Source organism: Polynucleobacter alcilacus (assembly GCF_018881545.1).
Taxonomy (GTDB): Bacteria; Pseudomonadota; Gammaproteobacteria; order Burkholderiales; family Burkholderiaceae; genus Polynucleobacter; species Polynucleobacter alcilacus.
Genome location: NZ_JACVQD010000001.1, coordinates 1,663,088 through 1,679,502 on the forward strand (window position 1 = coordinate 1,663,088; position 16,415 = coordinate 1,679,502).

At 45.0% G+C, this 16,415-nt stretch carries 21 protein-coding genes; 13 read left to right on the plus strand and 8 right to left on the minus strand.

The window, feature by feature from the left end; translation table 11 throughout:
• Window positions 1–98: 98 nt before the first annotated feature.
• Both msrP and ICN45_RS08605 read left to right on the plus strand, forming a co-directional pair.
• Window positions 99–1,061, plus strand: a complete 963-nt coding sequence (gene msrP, locus ICN45_RS08600) for a protein-methionine-sulfoxide reductase catalytic subunit MsrP (protein WP_216175256.1) — start codon at window positions 99–101, stop codon at window positions 1,059–1,061.
• Entirely contained in the window at window positions 1,062–1,628 is a 567-nt protein-coding gene (locus ICN45_RS08605) for a lipocalin family protein (protein WP_216175257.1), read from the plus strand.
• Here ICN45_RS08605 and ICN45_RS08610 read toward each other — a convergent pair.
• The gene (locus tag ICN45_RS08610; RefSeq protein ID WP_216175258.1) at window positions 1,625–3,214 is read right to left on the minus strand and encodes a 4-hydroxyphenylacetate 3-hydroxylase family protein; all 1,590 of its coding nucleotides are present in this window, start codon (window positions 3,212–3,214) and stop codon (window positions 1,625–1,627) included. The two genes, ICN45_RS08605 and ICN45_RS08610, sit on opposite strands and share 4 nt — an antisense overlap.
• A gap of 95 nt (window positions 3,215–3,309) precedes the next feature.
• Here ICN45_RS08610 and ICN45_RS08615 point away from each other — a divergent pair, with 95 nt between their 5' ends.
• From ICN45_RS08615 to ICN45_RS08625, 3 genes are read left to right on the plus strand one after another with little or no spacing between them, the layout of a single operon-like run.
• Window positions 3,310–3,969 (plus strand): TetR/AcrR family transcriptional regulator, encoded by a 660-nt coding sequence (locus tag ICN45_RS08615; RefSeq protein ID WP_216175259.1) that lies wholly within the window; start codon window positions 3,310–3,312, stop codon window positions 3,967–3,969.
• Window positions 3,970–3,972: 3 nt separating this feature from the next.
• Entirely contained in the window at window positions 3,973–4,515 is a 543-nt protein-coding gene (locus ICN45_RS08620) for an isochorismatase family protein (RefSeq protein ID WP_216175260.1), read from the plus strand.
• Window positions 4,516–4,556: 41 nt separating this feature from the next.
• On the plus strand, window positions 4,557–5,327 hold the full coding sequence (locus ICN45_RS08625; protein WP_216175261.1) for an SDR family oxidoreductase: 771 nt from the start codon (window positions 4,557–4,559) through the stop codon (window positions 5,325–5,327).
• Window positions 5,328–5,341: 14 nt separating this feature from the next.
• On the opposite strand, the gene ICN45_RS08630 is transcribed toward ICN45_RS08625, so the two are convergent.
• On the minus strand, window positions 5,342–5,998 hold the full coding sequence (locus tag ICN45_RS08630; RefSeq protein ID WP_255531128.1) for a DUF2889 domain-containing protein: 657 nt from the start codon (window positions 5,996–5,998) through the stop codon (window positions 5,342–5,344).
• On the opposite strand from ICN45_RS08630, the gene ICN45_RS08635 reads away from it, so the two are divergent.
• Both ICN45_RS08635 and ICN45_RS08640 read left to right on the plus strand, forming a co-directional pair.
• Entirely contained in the window at window positions 5,992–6,717 is a 726-nt protein-coding gene (locus ICN45_RS08635) for a pseudouridine synthase (protein WP_216175262.1), read from the plus strand. The two genes, ICN45_RS08630 and ICN45_RS08635, sit on opposite strands and share 7 nt — an antisense overlap.
• The gene (locus tag ICN45_RS08640; protein WP_216175263.1) at window positions 6,718–7,017 is read left to right on the plus strand and encodes a 4a-hydroxytetrahydrobiopterin dehydratase; all 300 of its coding nucleotides are present in this window, start codon (window positions 6,718–6,720) and stop codon (window positions 7,015–7,017) included.
• 6 nt (window positions 7,018–7,023) lie between these two features.
• Here ICN45_RS08640 and ICN45_RS08645 read toward each other — a convergent pair whose 3' ends face one another.
• The gene (locus tag ICN45_RS08645; RefSeq protein ID WP_216175264.1) at window positions 7,024–7,239 is read right to left on the minus strand and encodes a hypothetical protein; all 216 of its coding nucleotides are present in this window, start codon (window positions 7,237–7,239) and stop codon (window positions 7,024–7,026) included.
• A 144-nt stretch (window positions 7,240–7,383) separates the two neighbouring features.
• Here ICN45_RS08645 and ICN45_RS08650 point away from each other — a divergent pair, with 144 nt between their 5' ends.
• The 5 genes from ICN45_RS08650 (at window position 7,384) to ICN45_RS08670 (ending at window position 12,121) form a co-directional block, all read left to right on the plus strand.
• Window positions 7,384–7,881, plus strand: coding sequence for a (2Fe-2S)-binding protein (locus tag ICN45_RS08650; RefSeq protein WP_216175265.1), 498 nt, complete (start codon window positions 7,384–7,386; stop codon window positions 7,879–7,881).
• A 10-nt stretch (window positions 7,882–7,891) separates the two neighbouring features.
• A complete protein-coding gene (locus ICN45_RS08655; RefSeq protein WP_216175266.1) occupies window positions 7,892–10,123 on the plus strand; it encodes a xanthine dehydrogenase family protein molybdopterin-binding subunit in 2,232 nt (743 codons plus the stop codon).
• A gap of 66 nt (window positions 10,124–10,189) precedes the next feature.
• Complete coding sequence (gene msrQ, locus ICN45_RS08660) at window positions 10,190–10,792, plus strand: protein-methionine-sulfoxide reductase heme-binding subunit MsrQ (RefSeq protein WP_216175267.1); 603 nt, start codon at window positions 10,190–10,192, stop codon at window positions 10,790–10,792.
• A 113-nt stretch (window positions 10,793–10,905) separates the two neighbouring features.
• Window positions 10,906–11,145: a hypothetical protein gene (locus tag ICN45_RS08665; RefSeq protein WP_216175268.1), complete on the plus strand. Its 240-nt coding sequence runs from the start codon at window positions 10,906–10,908 to the stop codon at window positions 11,143–11,145.
• Between the two features lie 133 nt (window positions 11,146–11,278).
• Entirely contained in the window at window positions 11,279–12,121 is an 843-nt protein-coding gene (locus tag ICN45_RS08670) for a peptidylprolyl isomerase (RefSeq protein ID WP_216175269.1), read from the plus strand.
• A 75-nt stretch (window positions 12,122–12,196) separates the two neighbouring features.
• Here ICN45_RS08670 and ICN45_RS08675 read toward each other — a convergent pair whose 3' ends face one another.
• The 4 genes from ICN45_RS08675 to fdxA are packed head-to-tail and all read right to left on the minus strand — an operon-like array spanning window position 12,197 to window position 14,924.
• Window positions 12,197–12,685 carry a dihydrofolate reductase gene (locus ICN45_RS08675; RefSeq protein ID WP_216175270.1) on the minus strand — a complete coding sequence of 163 codons (489 nt, stop codon included), beginning with the start codon at window positions 12,683–12,685 and terminating at the stop codon, window positions 12,197–12,199.
• 11 nt (window positions 12,686–12,696) lie between these two features.
• Window positions 12,697–13,491: a thymidylate synthase gene (locus ICN45_RS08680; RefSeq protein ID WP_216175271.1), complete on the minus strand. Its 795-nt coding sequence runs from the start codon at window positions 13,489–13,491 to the stop codon at window positions 12,697–12,699.
• Window positions 13,492–13,527: 36 nt separating this feature from the next.
• Window positions 13,528–14,574 carry an NAD(P)/FAD-dependent oxidoreductase gene (locus ICN45_RS08685; protein WP_216175272.1) on the minus strand — a complete coding sequence of 349 codons (1,047 nt, stop codon included), beginning with the start codon at window positions 14,572–14,574 and terminating at the stop codon, window positions 13,528–13,530.
• Between the two features lie 26 nt (window positions 14,575–14,600).
• Window positions 14,601–14,924 (minus strand): ferredoxin FdxA, encoded by a 324-nt coding sequence (gene fdxA / locus ICN45_RS08690; RefSeq protein ID WP_216175273.1) that lies wholly within the window; start codon window positions 14,922–14,924, stop codon window positions 14,601–14,603.
• A 120-nt stretch (window positions 14,925–15,044) separates the two neighbouring features.
• On the opposite strand from fdxA, the gene ICN45_RS08695 reads away from it, so the two are divergent.
• Window positions 15,045–16,037 carry a 2-hydroxyacid dehydrogenase gene (locus ICN45_RS08695; protein ID WP_216175274.1) on the plus strand — a complete coding sequence of 331 codons (993 nt, stop codon included), beginning with the start codon at window positions 15,045–15,047 and terminating at the stop codon, window positions 16,035–16,037.
• Between the two features lie 77 nt (window positions 16,038–16,114).
• On the opposite strand, the gene ICN45_RS08700 is transcribed toward ICN45_RS08695, so the two are convergent.
• Window positions 16,115–16,408 (minus strand): hypothetical protein, encoded by a 294-nt coding sequence (locus ICN45_RS08700; protein ID WP_216175275.1) that lies wholly within the window; start codon window positions 16,406–16,408, stop codon window positions 16,115–16,117.
• Window positions 16,409–16,415: the final 7 nt, after the last annotated feature.

The following is a 16,415-nucleotide window of genomic DNA, read 5'->3' on the forward strand; positions in this document are numbered from 1 at the left end:
AATCAGGCAAACCCTCGGGTTTGCCTGATTTTTTTGTCCCAAGCAATAAAATACTATCGGTAGCAAAATGGGCAGACTACTTTTATTAAGGGGGCTGTATGCGTTTTATCGATAAGACGATTCTGGCGGGAGATATCACCCCTAAAGCGATTTTTGAAAACCGGCGTAATTTAATTAAAGCTGCGGCAGCGGGTAGCTTTGGTATGGCCCTAGCCCCATGGTTTTCAAGAGAAGCCTTAGCAGCGACACCTGAAAAAATCAACGCAGTACACAATTCTGCTTATGCTTCTAAAGAAGAGCTAACGCCTTATAAGTACGTCACTAGCTATAACAACTTTTATGAATTTGGCACTGACAAAGCGGATCCTGCGGCCCATGCTGATAGCTTGCAAACGCGTCCGTGGACTATCTCTATTGAGGGCTTGATTAAAAAGCCCCTCACTTTGGATATTGATACTTTAGTAAAGCTTGCCCCGATGGAAGAGCGTATTTACCGTATGCGTTGCGTTGAGGGTTGGTCTATGGTAATTCCCTGGGATGGGTATTCCTTATCTAAATTGATCAATAAAGTGGAGCCGCTTGGTTCAGCAAAGTATGTGGAATTTATCTCACTGGCTGACCCTAAGCAAATGCCAGGCATTAAAAGCAACATCATTCAATGGCCTTATCGCGAAGGTCTACGTATGGATGAGGCTATGAATCCATTGACCCTGTTGACCTTTGGCTTATATGGCGAGGTTTTACCAAAACAAAATGGTGCGCCGGTACGGATCGTAGTGCCTTGGAAGTATGGTTTCAAAAGTGCCAAGTCGCTTGTAAAAATTCGGTTTACTGAAGAAATGCCAAAGACCAGTTGGAGTCAGTTTGATGCCAGGGAATATGGTTTTTATTCCAACGTCAATCCACAAGTCGATCATCCGCGTTGGAGTCAAGCAAGCGAACGTCGTATTGGTGATACCAAAGGAATGTTTGCCCCTAAGATCAAGACTCAGATGTTTAATGGTTATGGTGATCAGGTTGCTAGCATGTATGCCGGTATGGATTTGAAGAAATATTATTAAATGGCCAAACTGCATTCAGTTGTATTCGCGATTGGCACTCTCTTTATCGGCTTGCCTGCCAATAGTCAAACTAGTGATGCGCCAGTGAGAACTATTCCATCATTAGATGTGCCGCGTTACTTAGGCACTTGGTATGAGATCGCTAAATTTCCCAATTGGTTTCAAAGGAAGTGTGCTGCTAATACGAAGGCAATGTATTCACTGAGAGCAGAAGGCACGCTTAAAGTGATGAACAGCTGCAAAATGGTTGATGGTGATATCTCTGAAGCTGAGGGAACCGCGCGGCAGATAGGTGCTAAGGATTCGCCGCAGCTAGAAGTACGATTTGCTCCTGTATGGCTTTCTTTCTTACCAATGGTATGGGGGGATTACTGGGTAATCGATTTAGATGCTCAATATCAAGTAGCTGCAGTGAGTGATCCACGACGGGAATACTTGTGGATTCTCTCTAGAACACCACAGTTGGACAAGAGGGCATATGACGAGCTCTTACAGCGTCTACAGGCTCAGCAATTTGATATCCGTAAGCTTGAGATCACTCCTCAACAAACCACGATCAAAAATTAAGTTCTTCTACCTGGTTCTGGTAGCGGAACCATGACCGCTTGACCGGGTGCACTACAGCCCTGATCACAGCATCGACCTGGTTGCTTATTCTTGGTTATGGCGCGCTCTTGATTGCTAGTGAGAACACCGCGGTCTAACAATCTCTCCACAAGCTCCACCTTGTTGCCAATAGGATACTGGCGATAGATTTCTTTTCTCATGGCTGCTGGCGACCCGCCACCATGCAGGCTAATGACTGAGTACCAGCCGCCTTGATAGGAAGCGGTCAAATCTTCAATAAAGCGAGCTACTTCGATACGCTTATCGTAAGGTACAGCTGGGTTTGCACGTAGCACTTCGGCTAAGGTAGCTGCAGTTGCTGGATTATGGTCTTCATCTGGCCCAGGTAGAGCCACAATCAAGCCGCCCGATACCTCATGAGCAAGACGATGCATGTCATAAATTTGGGTTGCCAGTAATAATTTCCCGATATTAGAAAAAACAGGTTCAGGCATAAAAGATTTGCTGTAAGGGTCCTGCGTGCCATACACACTTGCAGCAACACCACAAGCATAAAACCCTTCAGTGATCTTAATCAGGTCAACCATGGGGTCACGCAAATTCGATTTGGTTTCTGGATCAAATCCGTTGGCCTCACACATTAGAGCCCCAGCTCCAATTAAGAGGTCGCCAAAGCCGGCTCTCGCTGCAATACAACTGTGACGGTGATGGGTTGCGTAACTATAGGTTAAAACGCTAGAGTGTTCCCATTCACCTGCGTAGAAAACCCGATCCCAAGGTACAAATACCTTATCAAAAATCACTACGCCGGTAGATTGGCCGTACTTACTAGAAAAGAGGGGCTTGCCATGCTCAACCTTATCTCCCGGGCGCCCAGCGGGACGTGCAACGATAGTAATACCTTTAGCATCTACCGGCACGGCACAACAAATTGCAAACGCCGCATCTTCTTTGCCCATATTACGACCAGGCATCACTAAGAACTCATGCATATACGGTGCACCAGTGACAATGGCTTTTGTTCCAGAAATCACGACCCCTTTTGCATCCTGAGAAACAATATGTACATAGGTATCGGGGTTTGCTTGTTCATGCGGTCTAAGTGATCGATCACCCTTGGCATCAGTCATTGCGATGCCTAATGCCAGATCATTTTTTTGTACATGGGCGAGATACTCTTGAAACTTAGCACGATGATCATTACTGCCACGCGCATCATCAATACGAGCAGATACCTGCCCAATGGCATTTAAGGCATCGTGTGCCAGATACCGTTGAGCACAGCCTGTTTCTTGGCATAGAACTCGAACAGCCTCTAATTTATTCAAGAGATCGCCAGAGGATTCGTTGATGTGCAACATCCTAGGCACTGTTTTGCCATTGGAGCTTGCAAGCATTAAAGGAGCTAAAGCGGGGTTATGCACCATGTCATAAGTGACCCCCAAAGCTTGTACCCCAGGCTTTAACATCGGCTCATCAGCTACTGATTCGACCAGGCGCCCATCAACATAGACAACTGGCTTTAAGGAGCGTAAAGAGTCTTGATAGTCTTTGCTCGTCATAAATGGAGAGGTGCTTTGACTCATATCAGGCCTTCATATTTTGGTAGATTGGTATTTCATCAAATAATACATCAAAATTGAACAGTGTTCAATTAATAAGAGATATGTATAATTAGACGATGGAACAAACCATTGCCTCTCCAAGAAATTTGCGTCAACAAGCTTTAGCTGATGCTAGGCGTGAGCATATTTTGAGTGCTGCCAGAGCGGTATTTATCGAATTGGGCTTAGAGGCTGTGAGCATGCGAGAAATAGCAAAGCGCGCGGGTTATACGGCGGGTGCGATCTACAGCTATTTTGCAAGCAAAGAAGAAATCTATGGTGCTTTACTAGCTGAATCACTCGAGCGTTTAAATAGTTTTGTGAATCTTGCTGCTGAAGATAGATCCATTGATCAGAAGGATCAGTCTGCCTTTAGAGAGCTACGTAAAAGTGCATTAGCTTTTTATGAGTTTTACCGCGACAATCCGCGTGATTTAGATTTGGGCTTTTACCTCTTTCAAGGACTTAAGCCTAGAGGCTTAACAAATGAATGGGACTCAGAGTTAAACGCGCGCTTGCGAGATGCGATGCAACACCAAGAGTTGGCCTTGATCAAGCTAGGGTGTAGTAAAAAAGATCTAGATACAGAGTTAACGGCCATTTTTGCGCACATTGTTGGCGTGCTATTGCTTAATCACACCGGCCGTATTCGGATGTTTGGTAAGGGTGCTGATGAATTGATCATGCACTACTTGGATAATTTAGAGCTACGTTTGCCTAAGAAAAATAATCATTAAATAATGTTTAATCAAGATACCAGTGCGCTCGTTTTAGTTGATTATCAAACTCGCCTGATGCCGAGTATTCATGAGGGGGAGGTAGCTATTGCTGCTGCTCTTTTCCTTGCAAAGGTGGCCCAAGCTTTAGAAATTCCGATCTTGGGAACCGAGCAAAATCCAGACGGGCTTGGACCAAATACTGAACGGATTAAAGCGTTTTGTGATCACACGATTGTGAAGCATTCCTTTAATGGGGCTGCAGATGGCTTGGCGACCGCTATCAAGAAAATCAATCCTGCTATTACTCAAGTAGTACTGGCTGGTTGTGAAGCGCATGTATGTCTGATGCAAACGGTGCTGGGTTTGCAGGCCATGGGATATGAGGTGGCAGTGGTAACAGAGGCCTCTGGTAGCAGAAGAGTGGAAGATAAGATGCTAGCTATGAACCGTATGAGTCAGCAAAAAATAGCTATGCTGGGCGCTGAAATGCTCGTCTTTGAGTGGCTTAAAACCTCGGAGCATCCACAGTTTAAGAATATTTTGCAGCACATCAAGAATAGGTAAGCTAAGTTATTCATTAAGAAATAGTTATTTAAAGAGGAAGTATGGAACATACCGTTTTAGTTACTGGTGCAACTGCTGGATTTGGTGAGGCAACCGCGCGTCGTTTTTTATCTCATGGTCATAAAGTGATTGCCGTTGGCAGAAGAATTGAGCGTCTGAATGCCTTAAGGGCATCACTACCGGAAAGTCAGCAAAGCAAACTGTTGACTATGGTGGTGGATGTGTGCGATAGCGATAGGGTAGATAGCTTAGCAGCGGCATTGCCTGCTGAATTTGCTCAGGTCACCATCTTGGTAAACAACGCAGGATTAGCATTAGGTCTAGAGCCAGCCCATAAAGCGTATTTAAATGATTGGGATCGGATGATTGATACCAACATCAAGGGCTTAGTGCATATGAGTAGGGCTTTCTTGCCAGGTATGGTGGAACGTAAATGCGGTCATGTCATTAACCTAGGATCAGTGGCTGCAAATTATCCCTACCCAGGCGGCAATGTATATGGTGGTACCAAAGCATTTGTGAAGCAATTTAGTTTGAATTTGCGCGCTGATCTGATTGGCACTCCAGTGCGCGTCACTTGTATTGAGCCAGGAATGTGTGCTGGTACAGAATTTTCCAATGTACGCTTTAAGGGGGATGATGACAAGGCTGGAAAAGTGTATAGCGGCGTCCAGGCATTGAGTGCGGATGAGATAGCTGAAACGATTTATTGGTCAGCAACCCTGCCAAGTCATATGAACATTAATGTTTTGGAAGTGATGCCAGTGCAGCAGGCTTTTAGCCCATTCAATATTCACCGAGGTGAGTTTTAGCCTAGCAATGATTGTTAGTTAGTGGATTTTTTCCACTGATAAAACTGGGGATAGACGCGCATGACAACGGAGCCGTCAAAATCCCAAGATTTACAAGTTCCCAAATACAGAGGCGGCTTGTTTTCATCTGGATCAAATAGAGCCCCAGGAATGGATTGGTAAGCTGCAGTCGCAAGATTATTTAAAAGCTCACGTAAATGAGTGCAGCCTTTAATTCCGCCTAAATGCGTTTCAATAGTTTTACGCCAACCCTTGCCGATACGCGCACCAATCAATGCATCCATAGGCGGAATGACTGCGGGACATTCTGGATGAGGGTGGCTATCCATAGATACTTCAATGTCTTGAATATGCAGATGACTGTCAACTGTTACGCGTATCCACATATCATGAATCGCTTCGCCCGGCTTCCACGTTTTAGAGCCAGTAGTAAACGGGTGCGCCTTGATATCGACCAGGTGGCCCTCAATGTCCCATAGTCCATCCTCTCGTGCGTACCCATTAAAAGTAACTTCACGGGTATGTAGTTGGGTGCGGGTTTTAGGATTGGAGAGCATCGCTGGGTGATTGGTTTGAATGGGGTAAGCCTTCATCATAATGGCTTGCTTATGAACTTGTGCGGATGCCGCTAAATAGCTGTTCTCTGTAGTATTCTTTCCTGCATATGGCAAAACCTATTTCATTAGAAAAGATTCTGTTTAGTCAAGGCTTTGGTACACGACGCTACTGTAGTGATCTGGTGTATGCCGATCTCATCAAGGTGAACGGTGTTCTAGCACTTGATCCAGAAGAGCGAATTCCTACTGAGGGCCTCGTTTTAAATGTCGAAGGCAAGGATTGGGAGTATCACGAAAAGGCTTACATTGCCTTTAATAAGCCAGCTAATTATGAGTGCTCCCATAAAACTACCCATCATCCGAGTGTATATAGTTTGCTACCCGCACCATTTGTGGAGAGGGGTTTGCAGTGTGTTGGGCGTCTTGATTACGACACGACAGGCTTGCTGCTCATTTCTGACGATGGGCAATTTATCCACAAAATGACAACGCCCAAGAAAAACATTGGCAAGGTTTACGAAATTACTACTCCTGATCCTATTACGCAAAGTCAAATAGACCATTTGCTAAAAGGCGTGATGTTAGAAGATGATCCGAAGCCTTGCTTCGCTGCAGCCTGCAAACTTCTGTCAGAAAATTGCTTGGCCATGACCATAGTTGAAGGGCGTTATCATCAAGTAAAGCGCATGATGGCTGCAGTAGGTAATCACGTTGCAAAATTGCATCGTGTAGAGATTGGCGCTTATGTGATGCCGCTAGATTTGGCGGAAGGTGAGTGGCGCTGGCTTTACCCGGATGATTTAAAAGCACTTTCAAAGCGTATTGAGGTCTAAATGAAGAATGCATTACTAGCGGAAAACTTCGATTTTCAGAACAACATCCCTTTGTGGCAGCTCGATTCTGGGCGCAAAACGATTTCACAACACTTTGTATTTGAAAACTTCAAACAGGCTTTTGAGTTTATGACCCTATGTGCGCAGTACGCCGAAGAGATTGACCATCATCCTGACTGGTCAAATTCTTGGAATAAGGTGATGGTGCAACTCACTACCCATTCCTTCAATGGCTTAAGTGAGTTGGATATTGCAATGGCAAAAGCAATGGATACTTTTGCCTTAAAGCTAAAATCCTAAGAGCAGTTAGTGCTCATCACCCTCGTAATCTTCTTCGTTGATACTCATCAAGATGGTAGCGAGTAGACCGTAAACAACCTCGGTAGAGATCATGCCATCTTCATCGAGCTCATCAATTAAGTCGTTCAAACAATCTTCCGTAGGCTCGTTGAGTAAAGTCATCGCGCATTCACACCCATAGTCAAAATCTTCATCGGTCTGGGTTTGGTCTTCGGTAGTCATATTTATCCTTAATTGAGGCTTTAGGATAGCAAATTACCGCTCAATTCGATAGACCCAGCACCCGATCTAGATGAAATTCATGTGCGTCTGCAAAAATCCAAGAATGATTTATAGTATTTTGAGAATAAAAAGATAGGAGACAGCATGCAATTAAACGTCAATGGTCAAATACATAATATTGAAGCTGAACCCAATATGCCCTTATTGTGGGCTATTCGTGAGCTTGTCGGCTTAACTGGTACGAAGTATGGTTGTGGTGTCGGACAATGCGGATCATGCACTGTCTATCTCAATGGCGAGCCGATTCGCTCATGTTCTGTGCCAGTCTCTGTTGTTGGCAATGCCAAAATTACGACGATTGAGGCACTGTCAAAAAATAATACGCATCCGGTGCAACAGGCGTGGATCGCGCTAGATGTTCCGCAATGTGGCTACTGCCAGTCAGGGCAAGTGATGGCAGCCGCCGCTCTATTAAAAAGAGTTCCCAAACCCACTGATGCAGATATTGACCAGGCCATGTCAAATGTGTGTCGGTGCGGTACTTATCAAAAGATACGAGATGGCATTCATGTCGCCTCGGGTCAAAAGAAATTAGCAGATGTCCTGGCGCAGTATGACGCCACTCTCGCGACACGCGGTTAAGGAGATAAATATGACATCAAATACGCAAAACAAGGAATTGGAAAATACCTCTCGTCGAGATTTTATTATCAAGGGCACGTTGGTTGGCGGTGGCTTAATGTTGGGTGTGGGTGCGATGCCGGATCTAGTTTTTGCACAAACAGCTAGTCAATATGATCACAATTCCCCCACAAAATACGGCGATGCTGAGGTAAATGCTTGGGTCAGTATTAAGCCTGATGAAACCGTGATCATCAGAATTGCTCGTTCAGAGATGGGGCAGGGAACGCGGACTGGTTTAGCGCAACTGGTCACAGAAGAACTCGAGTGCAACTGGAGGAAAGTGAAAACCCAGTCTGCAACACCAGGCCAGAGTTTGGTGCGTAAACGGGTATGGGGCGAGCACGGCACTGGTGGCAGCCGTGGCATTCGGATTTCTGAAGATTATGTACGCCGTGGTGCAGCAGCAGCTCGTATCATGCTTTTGGAAGCTGCGGCCAAACAATGGAATGTGCCTGTTGCTGAGTTGAAGGTAGATAAAGGCGTCATTACCCATATTCCAACAGGGCGCAAAACCACTTATGGAAAAGTTGCGGAGTTAGCGTCCACCTTAACTCCACCCGATCCTAAATCCATCACCTTGAGGGATCCGAGGGACTGGAGAGTCGCTGGCCAGCCTTATGCGCGGATTGATACCGCTAATAAGGTCAATGGCACAAAAGTGTACGGTGTTGATTTGCAGCTCCCAGGCATGCTTTGCGCCTCTGTGAAGTCTTGCCCTGTATTTGGTGGCAAGTTGGTAAGTTATGACGAAGCCAATGCGATGACCTATAAAGGCGTTAAGGGTGTAGTCAAGATTAATGACAGCACTCTGGCAGTAGTAGCTGATACCTGGTGGCATGCGAATACCGCTTTAAATGCAATGCCGATAGTTTGGAATGAGGGCAAGGATGCAGCCGTTTCTCAGGATGGGATCGATAAAATGCTGCGCAGTGGCTTAGATGAAGAAGGTGATTTTTGGCAGCGCAAAGAAGGTGATGCACCTGCTGCTATCAGTGGCTCCAATAAAAAAGTCGAGGCCATTTATTACACACCCTATCGCGCTCACGTCACTATGGAGCCCATGAATGCCACCGTCAAAATTAGTGGTGATCGTGCAGAGGCTTGGGTACCTACGCAAAATGGTGAGGGTTCGCATGCAGCACTCTCTGAAGCCACTGGTTTTCCTTTAGAGAATTGTGAAATCTATAAATTGGACTCTGGTTGTGGCTTAGGTCGTCGCGGGTCTACGCAGGATTTCACGACTTATGCAGCTAAAGTGGCGCAAAAATATCCCGGCGTTCCAGTAAAGGTGATTTGGAGCCGAGAAGAAGATATGACGCACGACTTTTACCATCCTATCGCCATGGCCAAAATGACAGCTGGTCTAGATACTGCTGGCAATCTCACTGGAATGCATATCAAAGTAGCTGGGCAATCTATTAATGCCACGCTTGCCCCAGCAGCAATTAAGAACGGTAAGGATGAGCGTCAGCTACAGGGCTTTTATGAGAAGGGTCCTGATGCACAATTAGGCTATACATTCCCAACGCTGCTGACAGAATATGTCATGAAGAATACCCATGTGCCTGTTGGTCCGTGGCGTGGTGTGAATACCAATCAAAACGGTATTTTTATGGAATGCTTTATGGACGAATGTGCCAAGGCTGCAGGCAAAGACCCGGTGCAATTTAGGCAGGCACTCATGCAAAGTCACCCCAAGCATTTGGGTGTCTTAAATGCAGCCGCTAAGAAGGCAAACTGGGATAAGCCATTACCTTCTGGAACATACCGTGGGGTAGCTCAATTCATGGGATACGCCAGTTATTCTGCTTGTGTAGCTGAGGTTTCAGTCAACAATAATGTAGTCAATATTAGCCGTTTAGTCTTTGCATTAAATTGTGGACATGTTGTTAATCCCTATTTGACGCGTGAACAAATTGAGGGTTCAGTAGCGATGGCATTAGGCGCCATATTTAACCCAGAGATTACTGTAGAGAACGGGCGCATTAAGCAAAAAAATCTGGATACCTATCCCTTACTCAAGTTAGCCTCCACCCCAAGAATCGAAAGTGTCTTAGTGCCTACATACGATTTCTGGGGAGGGGTAGGTGAGCCCACAATCTGTGTCGTGGGTCCAGCAGTGGCTAATGCCATCTCTGCAGCAATTGGGCGACCTGTTCGAAACTTTCCGCTTAGCAAAGAAGGTTTGAGCTTGGCCTAACTTTAGGGCTAAGTTAAAACCTGTCACGACCCATCAGATGTTTGATGGGTCGTTTAATATGCGTTTATGACGTATTTAAAAAGCGCTGTATTTCTACTCTCTCTACTACCTTTAGGGCGCTTAGTCTGGTTTGGCTACCAAGGAGATCTTGGCGCCAATCCGATTGAATGGATTACCCGATCTACGGGCACTTGGGCACTCATCTTTTTATGTATTACTTTAGCAATGACCCCTTTAAGGCTCATCACGGGATGGGCTGCCTGGATCAAATTGCGGCGTATGTTTGGTCTCTTTTGTTTTTTCTATGCTGCGATCCATTTTTCAATTTGGTTTTGGTTGGATCAAAATCTTGATCTACAGGCAATGTGGGCTGATGTTATCAAGCGCCCTTTTATTACGATGGGATTTACATCATTTGTATTGCTTATCCCATTAGCCTTAAGTTCAAATCATTGGGCAGTACGAAAGCTTGGAAGGCATTGGTCTGCATTGCATAAATTAATTTATGTGATTGCGTGTACGGCCATAATCCATTACTGGTGGCATAAAGCGGGTAAAAATGATTTAGATACCGTCATGATCTATGCCGCAGTGATTTTGGTGCTTTTAGCATTTCGACTACCGATGGTCAGGAAGCGCTTATCACTTTTACGCAGGCACTTTATTTAAGCCATTTTTTTGTACTCTAAAATAGGTAGATGAAACTCAACTCAATCAAATCTAGCTATTTCCTGCTCTTAATGGGCGTATCACTTACAACAATGGGGCAGACTAGTTCGGGTATGACAACGTATTCGCCCTATACCCCCGAACAGATTAGAGAATTTAATAATCAATCGATCTCGCCAGTTGAGGGGCCATTTGGCCCGGTCAACCCTAACGCTGAACAACAGCGTGCGGCTCAAAGGCAATCCATAGATGCCAAATACTATCGTCAATCTACGGGCGAAGAAGAGGCAGAGGCTTTGGAAACAGAGTCTGCCGAGCCCTATCAGCCAATGAAACCGGTATTAACGTTTTAAGTCTTAGTGTTCCCCAGTTCGCATGAACCGTAGTGAGGTATTAAACGCATATACGACTGTTTTACCGCCGCAAAATACTACAGACGAAGGGGGCTGGTAATATTAGCCCTATATTTTAGAAAGATGACTATCCATGAAATTCCCATCCTATTTATTTAAATCTGCCGTGGCACCTATTGTTGCTGTAAGTCTGTTATCCGGACCTTTTGTGGGTGCTGCACTCGCCCAACAGAGTGGTTTGCCAATCAATGCAGCTGCCTCTGTAAATGGTGCAATTATTACTAATGATATGGTTGAGCAGGGCATCAAAATGGCTCTTTCTCAAGGACAGAAAGACTCTCCTGAGTTACGTAAGGTAGTTATTCAGAAATTCATTGAAGTAATGTTGTTATCTCAGCGGGCTGAAAAAGATGGCTTGGCTAATTCTGAAAAAGCCAATACGCAATTGATGCTTATCCGCCAAAATTATTTAGCCGATCTTGAGCTGGCTACGTTTATGGCACAAAATCCAATCACGGATGCAGATGTTCAGGCTGAGTACAACAAAGAACTAGGAAGTCTAGGGCCACAAGGAATGATTGTGGAATACAAGATTAGCGACATCGCCGTAGCCAGTGAAGCAGATGCAAAAGCTGCGCTAGCCAGAATTAAAAAGGGCGAACCATTTGATAAAGTGGCTCAAAGCGTTTCACTGGCTCCCAATAAGGCTCAGGGCGGTGCAGCTGGTTGGGTGCAGAGTGGCCAAGTACCCCCTCCAATTGCTGCTGTCTTAACTACCTTAGCCAAAGGACAAGTCTCCCCAGCGCCTATTCAGATGCAACAAGCTTGGTATTTAGTCAAGCTGGATGATAAAAAATCTAGCAAGCCACCCACTTTTGAGCAAGCTAAGCCTGCAATTCGTAATGGCTTAGCTCAGAGAAAGCAGTTTGAGTTTGTGTCTCAGATTGCGAAAGAATCCAAGATTGTGATTCAGTAAGCAATAAATAAGCAGTTAATTCAATTAAAAGGGCTCCTCGGAGCCCTTTTAATTTACTGCTAAATTGATTGTGCGCTATTGACGTTCGAGAGTGACGAAGTGAAAAGTAATATCACCTTCAGATCCTGAGCTACGTTCTGTTTCTTTCCAAGAGGCCTTATCAGGAACTTCAAAGAAGGTATCACCACCAGCTACATCCATATCTATCTCGGTAATGTAGAGGCGATCCGCCTTGTCAAAAGCTTGCTTAAATAATTGCTCACCGCCGATTACAAAAACACGGGGTGACTCACGTAAACGATCTAATGCTTCATCTAATGAACCAGCCACTTCAGCACCTGTCAGTTGTAATTGGGAATTGCGGCTAACGACGAGATTGCGGCGTCCAGGTAAAGGGCGCCCAATCGATTCCCAGGTCTTACGTCCCATCACTACAGGGTGTCCCATAGTGACGCGTTTAAAGAACTGTAAATCGGCAGAGATCTTCCAAGGCATTTGGTTATCGCGACCAATGACATGATTACGCGAACGGGCAACGATTATGGAAATAGCAGGCTGTGTCATTGATTATTTTCTTAAATAGCTACTGGCGCTTTAATGTGTGGATGGGATTCGTAACCAACGATTTCAAAATCCTCAAACTCATAGTCAAAAATAGAGTCAGGCTTACGTAAAATATGGAGTTTAGGCAATGGCAGAAAATCTCTAGATAACTGCAGATCGACTTGCTCTAAATGGTTGCTATACAGGTGGCAATCGCCGCCAGTCCAAATGAAGTCACCTACTTCTAAATTACACTGCTGCGCCATCATATGGGTAAGCAAGGCATAGCTTGCAATATTAAAAGGCACGCCCAAGAAGATATCTGCACTACGTTGATATAGTTGGCAAGACAATTTTCCATCGGCAACATAGAACTGGAAAAACGCGTGGCAGGGTGCTAAGGCCATGCGAGGTATATCCGCCACATTCCATGCCGAAACAATGATGCGACGCGAATCCGGATTCTGTTTGATGGTATTTACTACCTCTGTAATCTGATCAATATGCTGTCCATTAGGTGCTGGCCAAGAACGCCATTGATATCCATAAATGGGGCCTAATTCACCATCGGGGGCAGCCCATTCATTCCAGATGGATACGCCACGTTCTTTAAGCCAGTTATTGTTCGTACTGCCTTTGAGAAACCAGAGCAATTCATAAATGATGGACTTTAGGTGAAGCTTTTTGGTCGTGACCATGGGGAAGCCATCAGCCAGGTTAAATCGCATTTGGTGGCCAAATACAGAGAGGGTACCTGTGCCAGTCCGATCGGATTTTTGGACGCCCTTAGCAAGGACTTCTTTCATTAAATCGTGATATTGGCGCATAAGAATATTGGCAAAAATGAGTTATTGAGAGATAGCTTACTCGAATATGGGAGGTGTTACCCCAAGGACTTTGTGAAGCTTAGGCGAAGTGGTGGTGTACTGGAGTTGAATGGATTTTTCAGGGTTCAGGTACTGAGCCGCCGCAAAGGCTGCTAAGGCTGCCTCATGGAACCCAGAAAGAATCAGTTTTTTCTTGCCAGGGTAAATATTGATATCGCCCACCGCATAAATCCCAGGGATGCTAGTTTGAAATTTCTCGGTATCGACGACAACTTGCTTGCGCTCGATATCCAAGCCCCAATCAGCAATCGGTCCTAATTTGGGAGAGAGACCAAAAAAGATCAACAGATCATCTACCGGAATAGATTGTGTATTGCCGTCGATACCAGTAACCGCTATTTGTGAAATTCGATCTTGCGCAAGCTCATACCCCGTAATTTGCCCAATCAATAATTGGATTTGATTGTTAGCGCATAGCTCACGCATCTTGGCAATCGATTTTGGTGCGGCTTTAAAGTCATCGCGTCGATGAATTAGGGTAAGACTGGTTACCTTATCAGCAAAATACAAGGCCCAATCTAGTGCCGAGTCACCACCTCCACAAATCACAATTTTTTTGTTGATAAATTGCTCGGGATTCTTGACGTGATAAAAAATCTGTTTGTCGTCAAAAGCCTCAATCCCATCAAGGCGCAGGGTACGGGGCTGGAAAGCCCCAACACCAGCAGCAATAAATACGGTTTTACTTAAAAAATGTTGGTCTCGTGAGGTGCTGATCAAAAAGCGGCCGTCAGCTTGTGGCTCAAGCTTCGTCACCTCTTGTCCTAGATGAAACTGGGCGCCAAAAGGTGCAATTTGTTTGAGTAAATTATTGGTTAGCTCGCGACCAGTGCAAACTGGGATTGCAGGAATGTCGTAGATCGGTTTATCTGGATACAGTTCAATACATTGACCACCAATCTCTGGAAGTGAATCTATAACGTGTGCTTTGATTTCTAGTAGACCAAGTTCAAAGACTTGAAAGAGGCCCACAGGACCAGCGCCAATAATGACAGCGTCGGTTTGGGTGGGTGAGTGCAACACGAATTCTCGAAAAGGGAATAGAGAAATTACTTTACGAGCTGATCAAGTTTATCTTTGACATCTTTCCATTCGTCTGCATCTGGAAGAGCAGCCTTAGACTTGGTAATCGAAGTCCAAGATGGAGAGAGATCAGCATTCAGTTTGATGAAGGCTTGTTGATCACTAGGAACATCATCTTCTGCATAAATCGCATTCACAGGACACTCAGGAACACAGACAGCGCAGTCAATGCACTCATCCGGATCAATGACTAAAAAGTTAGGCCCTTCGCGAAAGCAATCAACAGGGCAGACATCAACACAGTCAGTGTATTTACAGCGGATGCAGGATTCGGTAACAACGTAAGTCATGGTAGTTTTATTTCAAGAGCCCTCAAATTGAGGGTTGATAAGTTATAAAAGATCAATTTTAGCTGAAATAGCCTATTTTTCAGGCAAAAAGGGTAATTTACTTGAGGTAAAGTTTCTCCTATGAATACACAGCCCAAACCCAAAATTCTAGTCGCCCGAGCGATCTTTCCAGAGGCATTGGCCAAATTAGAGGAATCCTTTGAGGTTCGGTCTAATCAGGCCGACCAGATCTTTACCCCTGCGGAGTTGCAGAAAGAACTCTCTATGGTTGTAGGGGCATTAGTCGCAGGAAGTGAGCGTATTGACGCAAATGCCTTAGCGCTGGCAAAGAATTTAAAGGTAGTCGCCAATATTTCTGTGGGCTACAACAATTTTGATGTGCCTGCAATGACCAGCTCTGGCGTGATGGCTACCAATACCCCAGATGTATTAACCGATACCACCGCAGATTTTGGTTTTGCATTGTTAATGGCAACCGCACGACGCATTGCTGAATCTGAGCATTGGTTGAGAGCAGGTCATTGGGATAAGTGGTCGATTGTGAATAATCCCTTAGGTATGGACTTGCATCACAGCACAATAGGCATTATTGGCATGGGGCGCATTGGTCAAGGCATTGCAAAGCGGGCCTTGGGTTTTGGGATGAAGGTAATTTACTACAACCGCAGCCGTCTTTCTGAAACTGAAGAAAAAGCTTGCGGTGCTACGCATGTTTCTAAGGAAGAATTACTGCGTACTGCTGACCATGTAGTTTTGGTATTACCCTATACAGCAAATAATCATCACACCATCGGTGCAAAAGAAATTGCCCATATGAAACCGACTGCAACCCTGATAAACATTGCGCGGGGAGGAATCGTCGATGATGTGGCTTTAGCAAAAGCACTTAAAGAAGGGAAGCTATTTGCAGCAGGCTTAGACGTATTTGAAGGTGAGCCAAACGTACATCCTGACTTACTCAAATTAAGTAATGTTGTTCTGGCGCCGCACATTGCAAGTGCTACTGAGAAAACCCGCAGGGCGATGGTAGATTTAGCAGTAGAAAATCTTCGTGCTGCTCTCGATGGTAAGAAGCCACCAAGTTTAATTAACCAGGAATTGTTTACCGGTTAATAAAGTATTGCGGATGTAAAAAATAAAGCCGAGTATATGCTCGGCTTTATTACTTTAGGTGTACTGAAGTTTTGTTTTTACTCGGCTTCAATCTCTTCAGGTAACTCGCGCAAGGCCAATTCAATTCCACCAAATTTTCCAGCTACCCAGTTATACACTTTGCAAGCAATCCAGAGTAAACCAAAGCCTAGTAAGGCATTCAGAATCAAGGCGGATAGCACCGTAAAACCAGGGATCGCACCGTCACGAATGAAGGCCACAAAGAGTGCCAACAAGACGATCGGAACTGAGAAGCAGAGATAAACCAAAACTAAGGTTTTGGCTGTGTGCATCGGGTCGAGGAAGACCAATTCTTTTTTACTAAGTTTCATAATGACG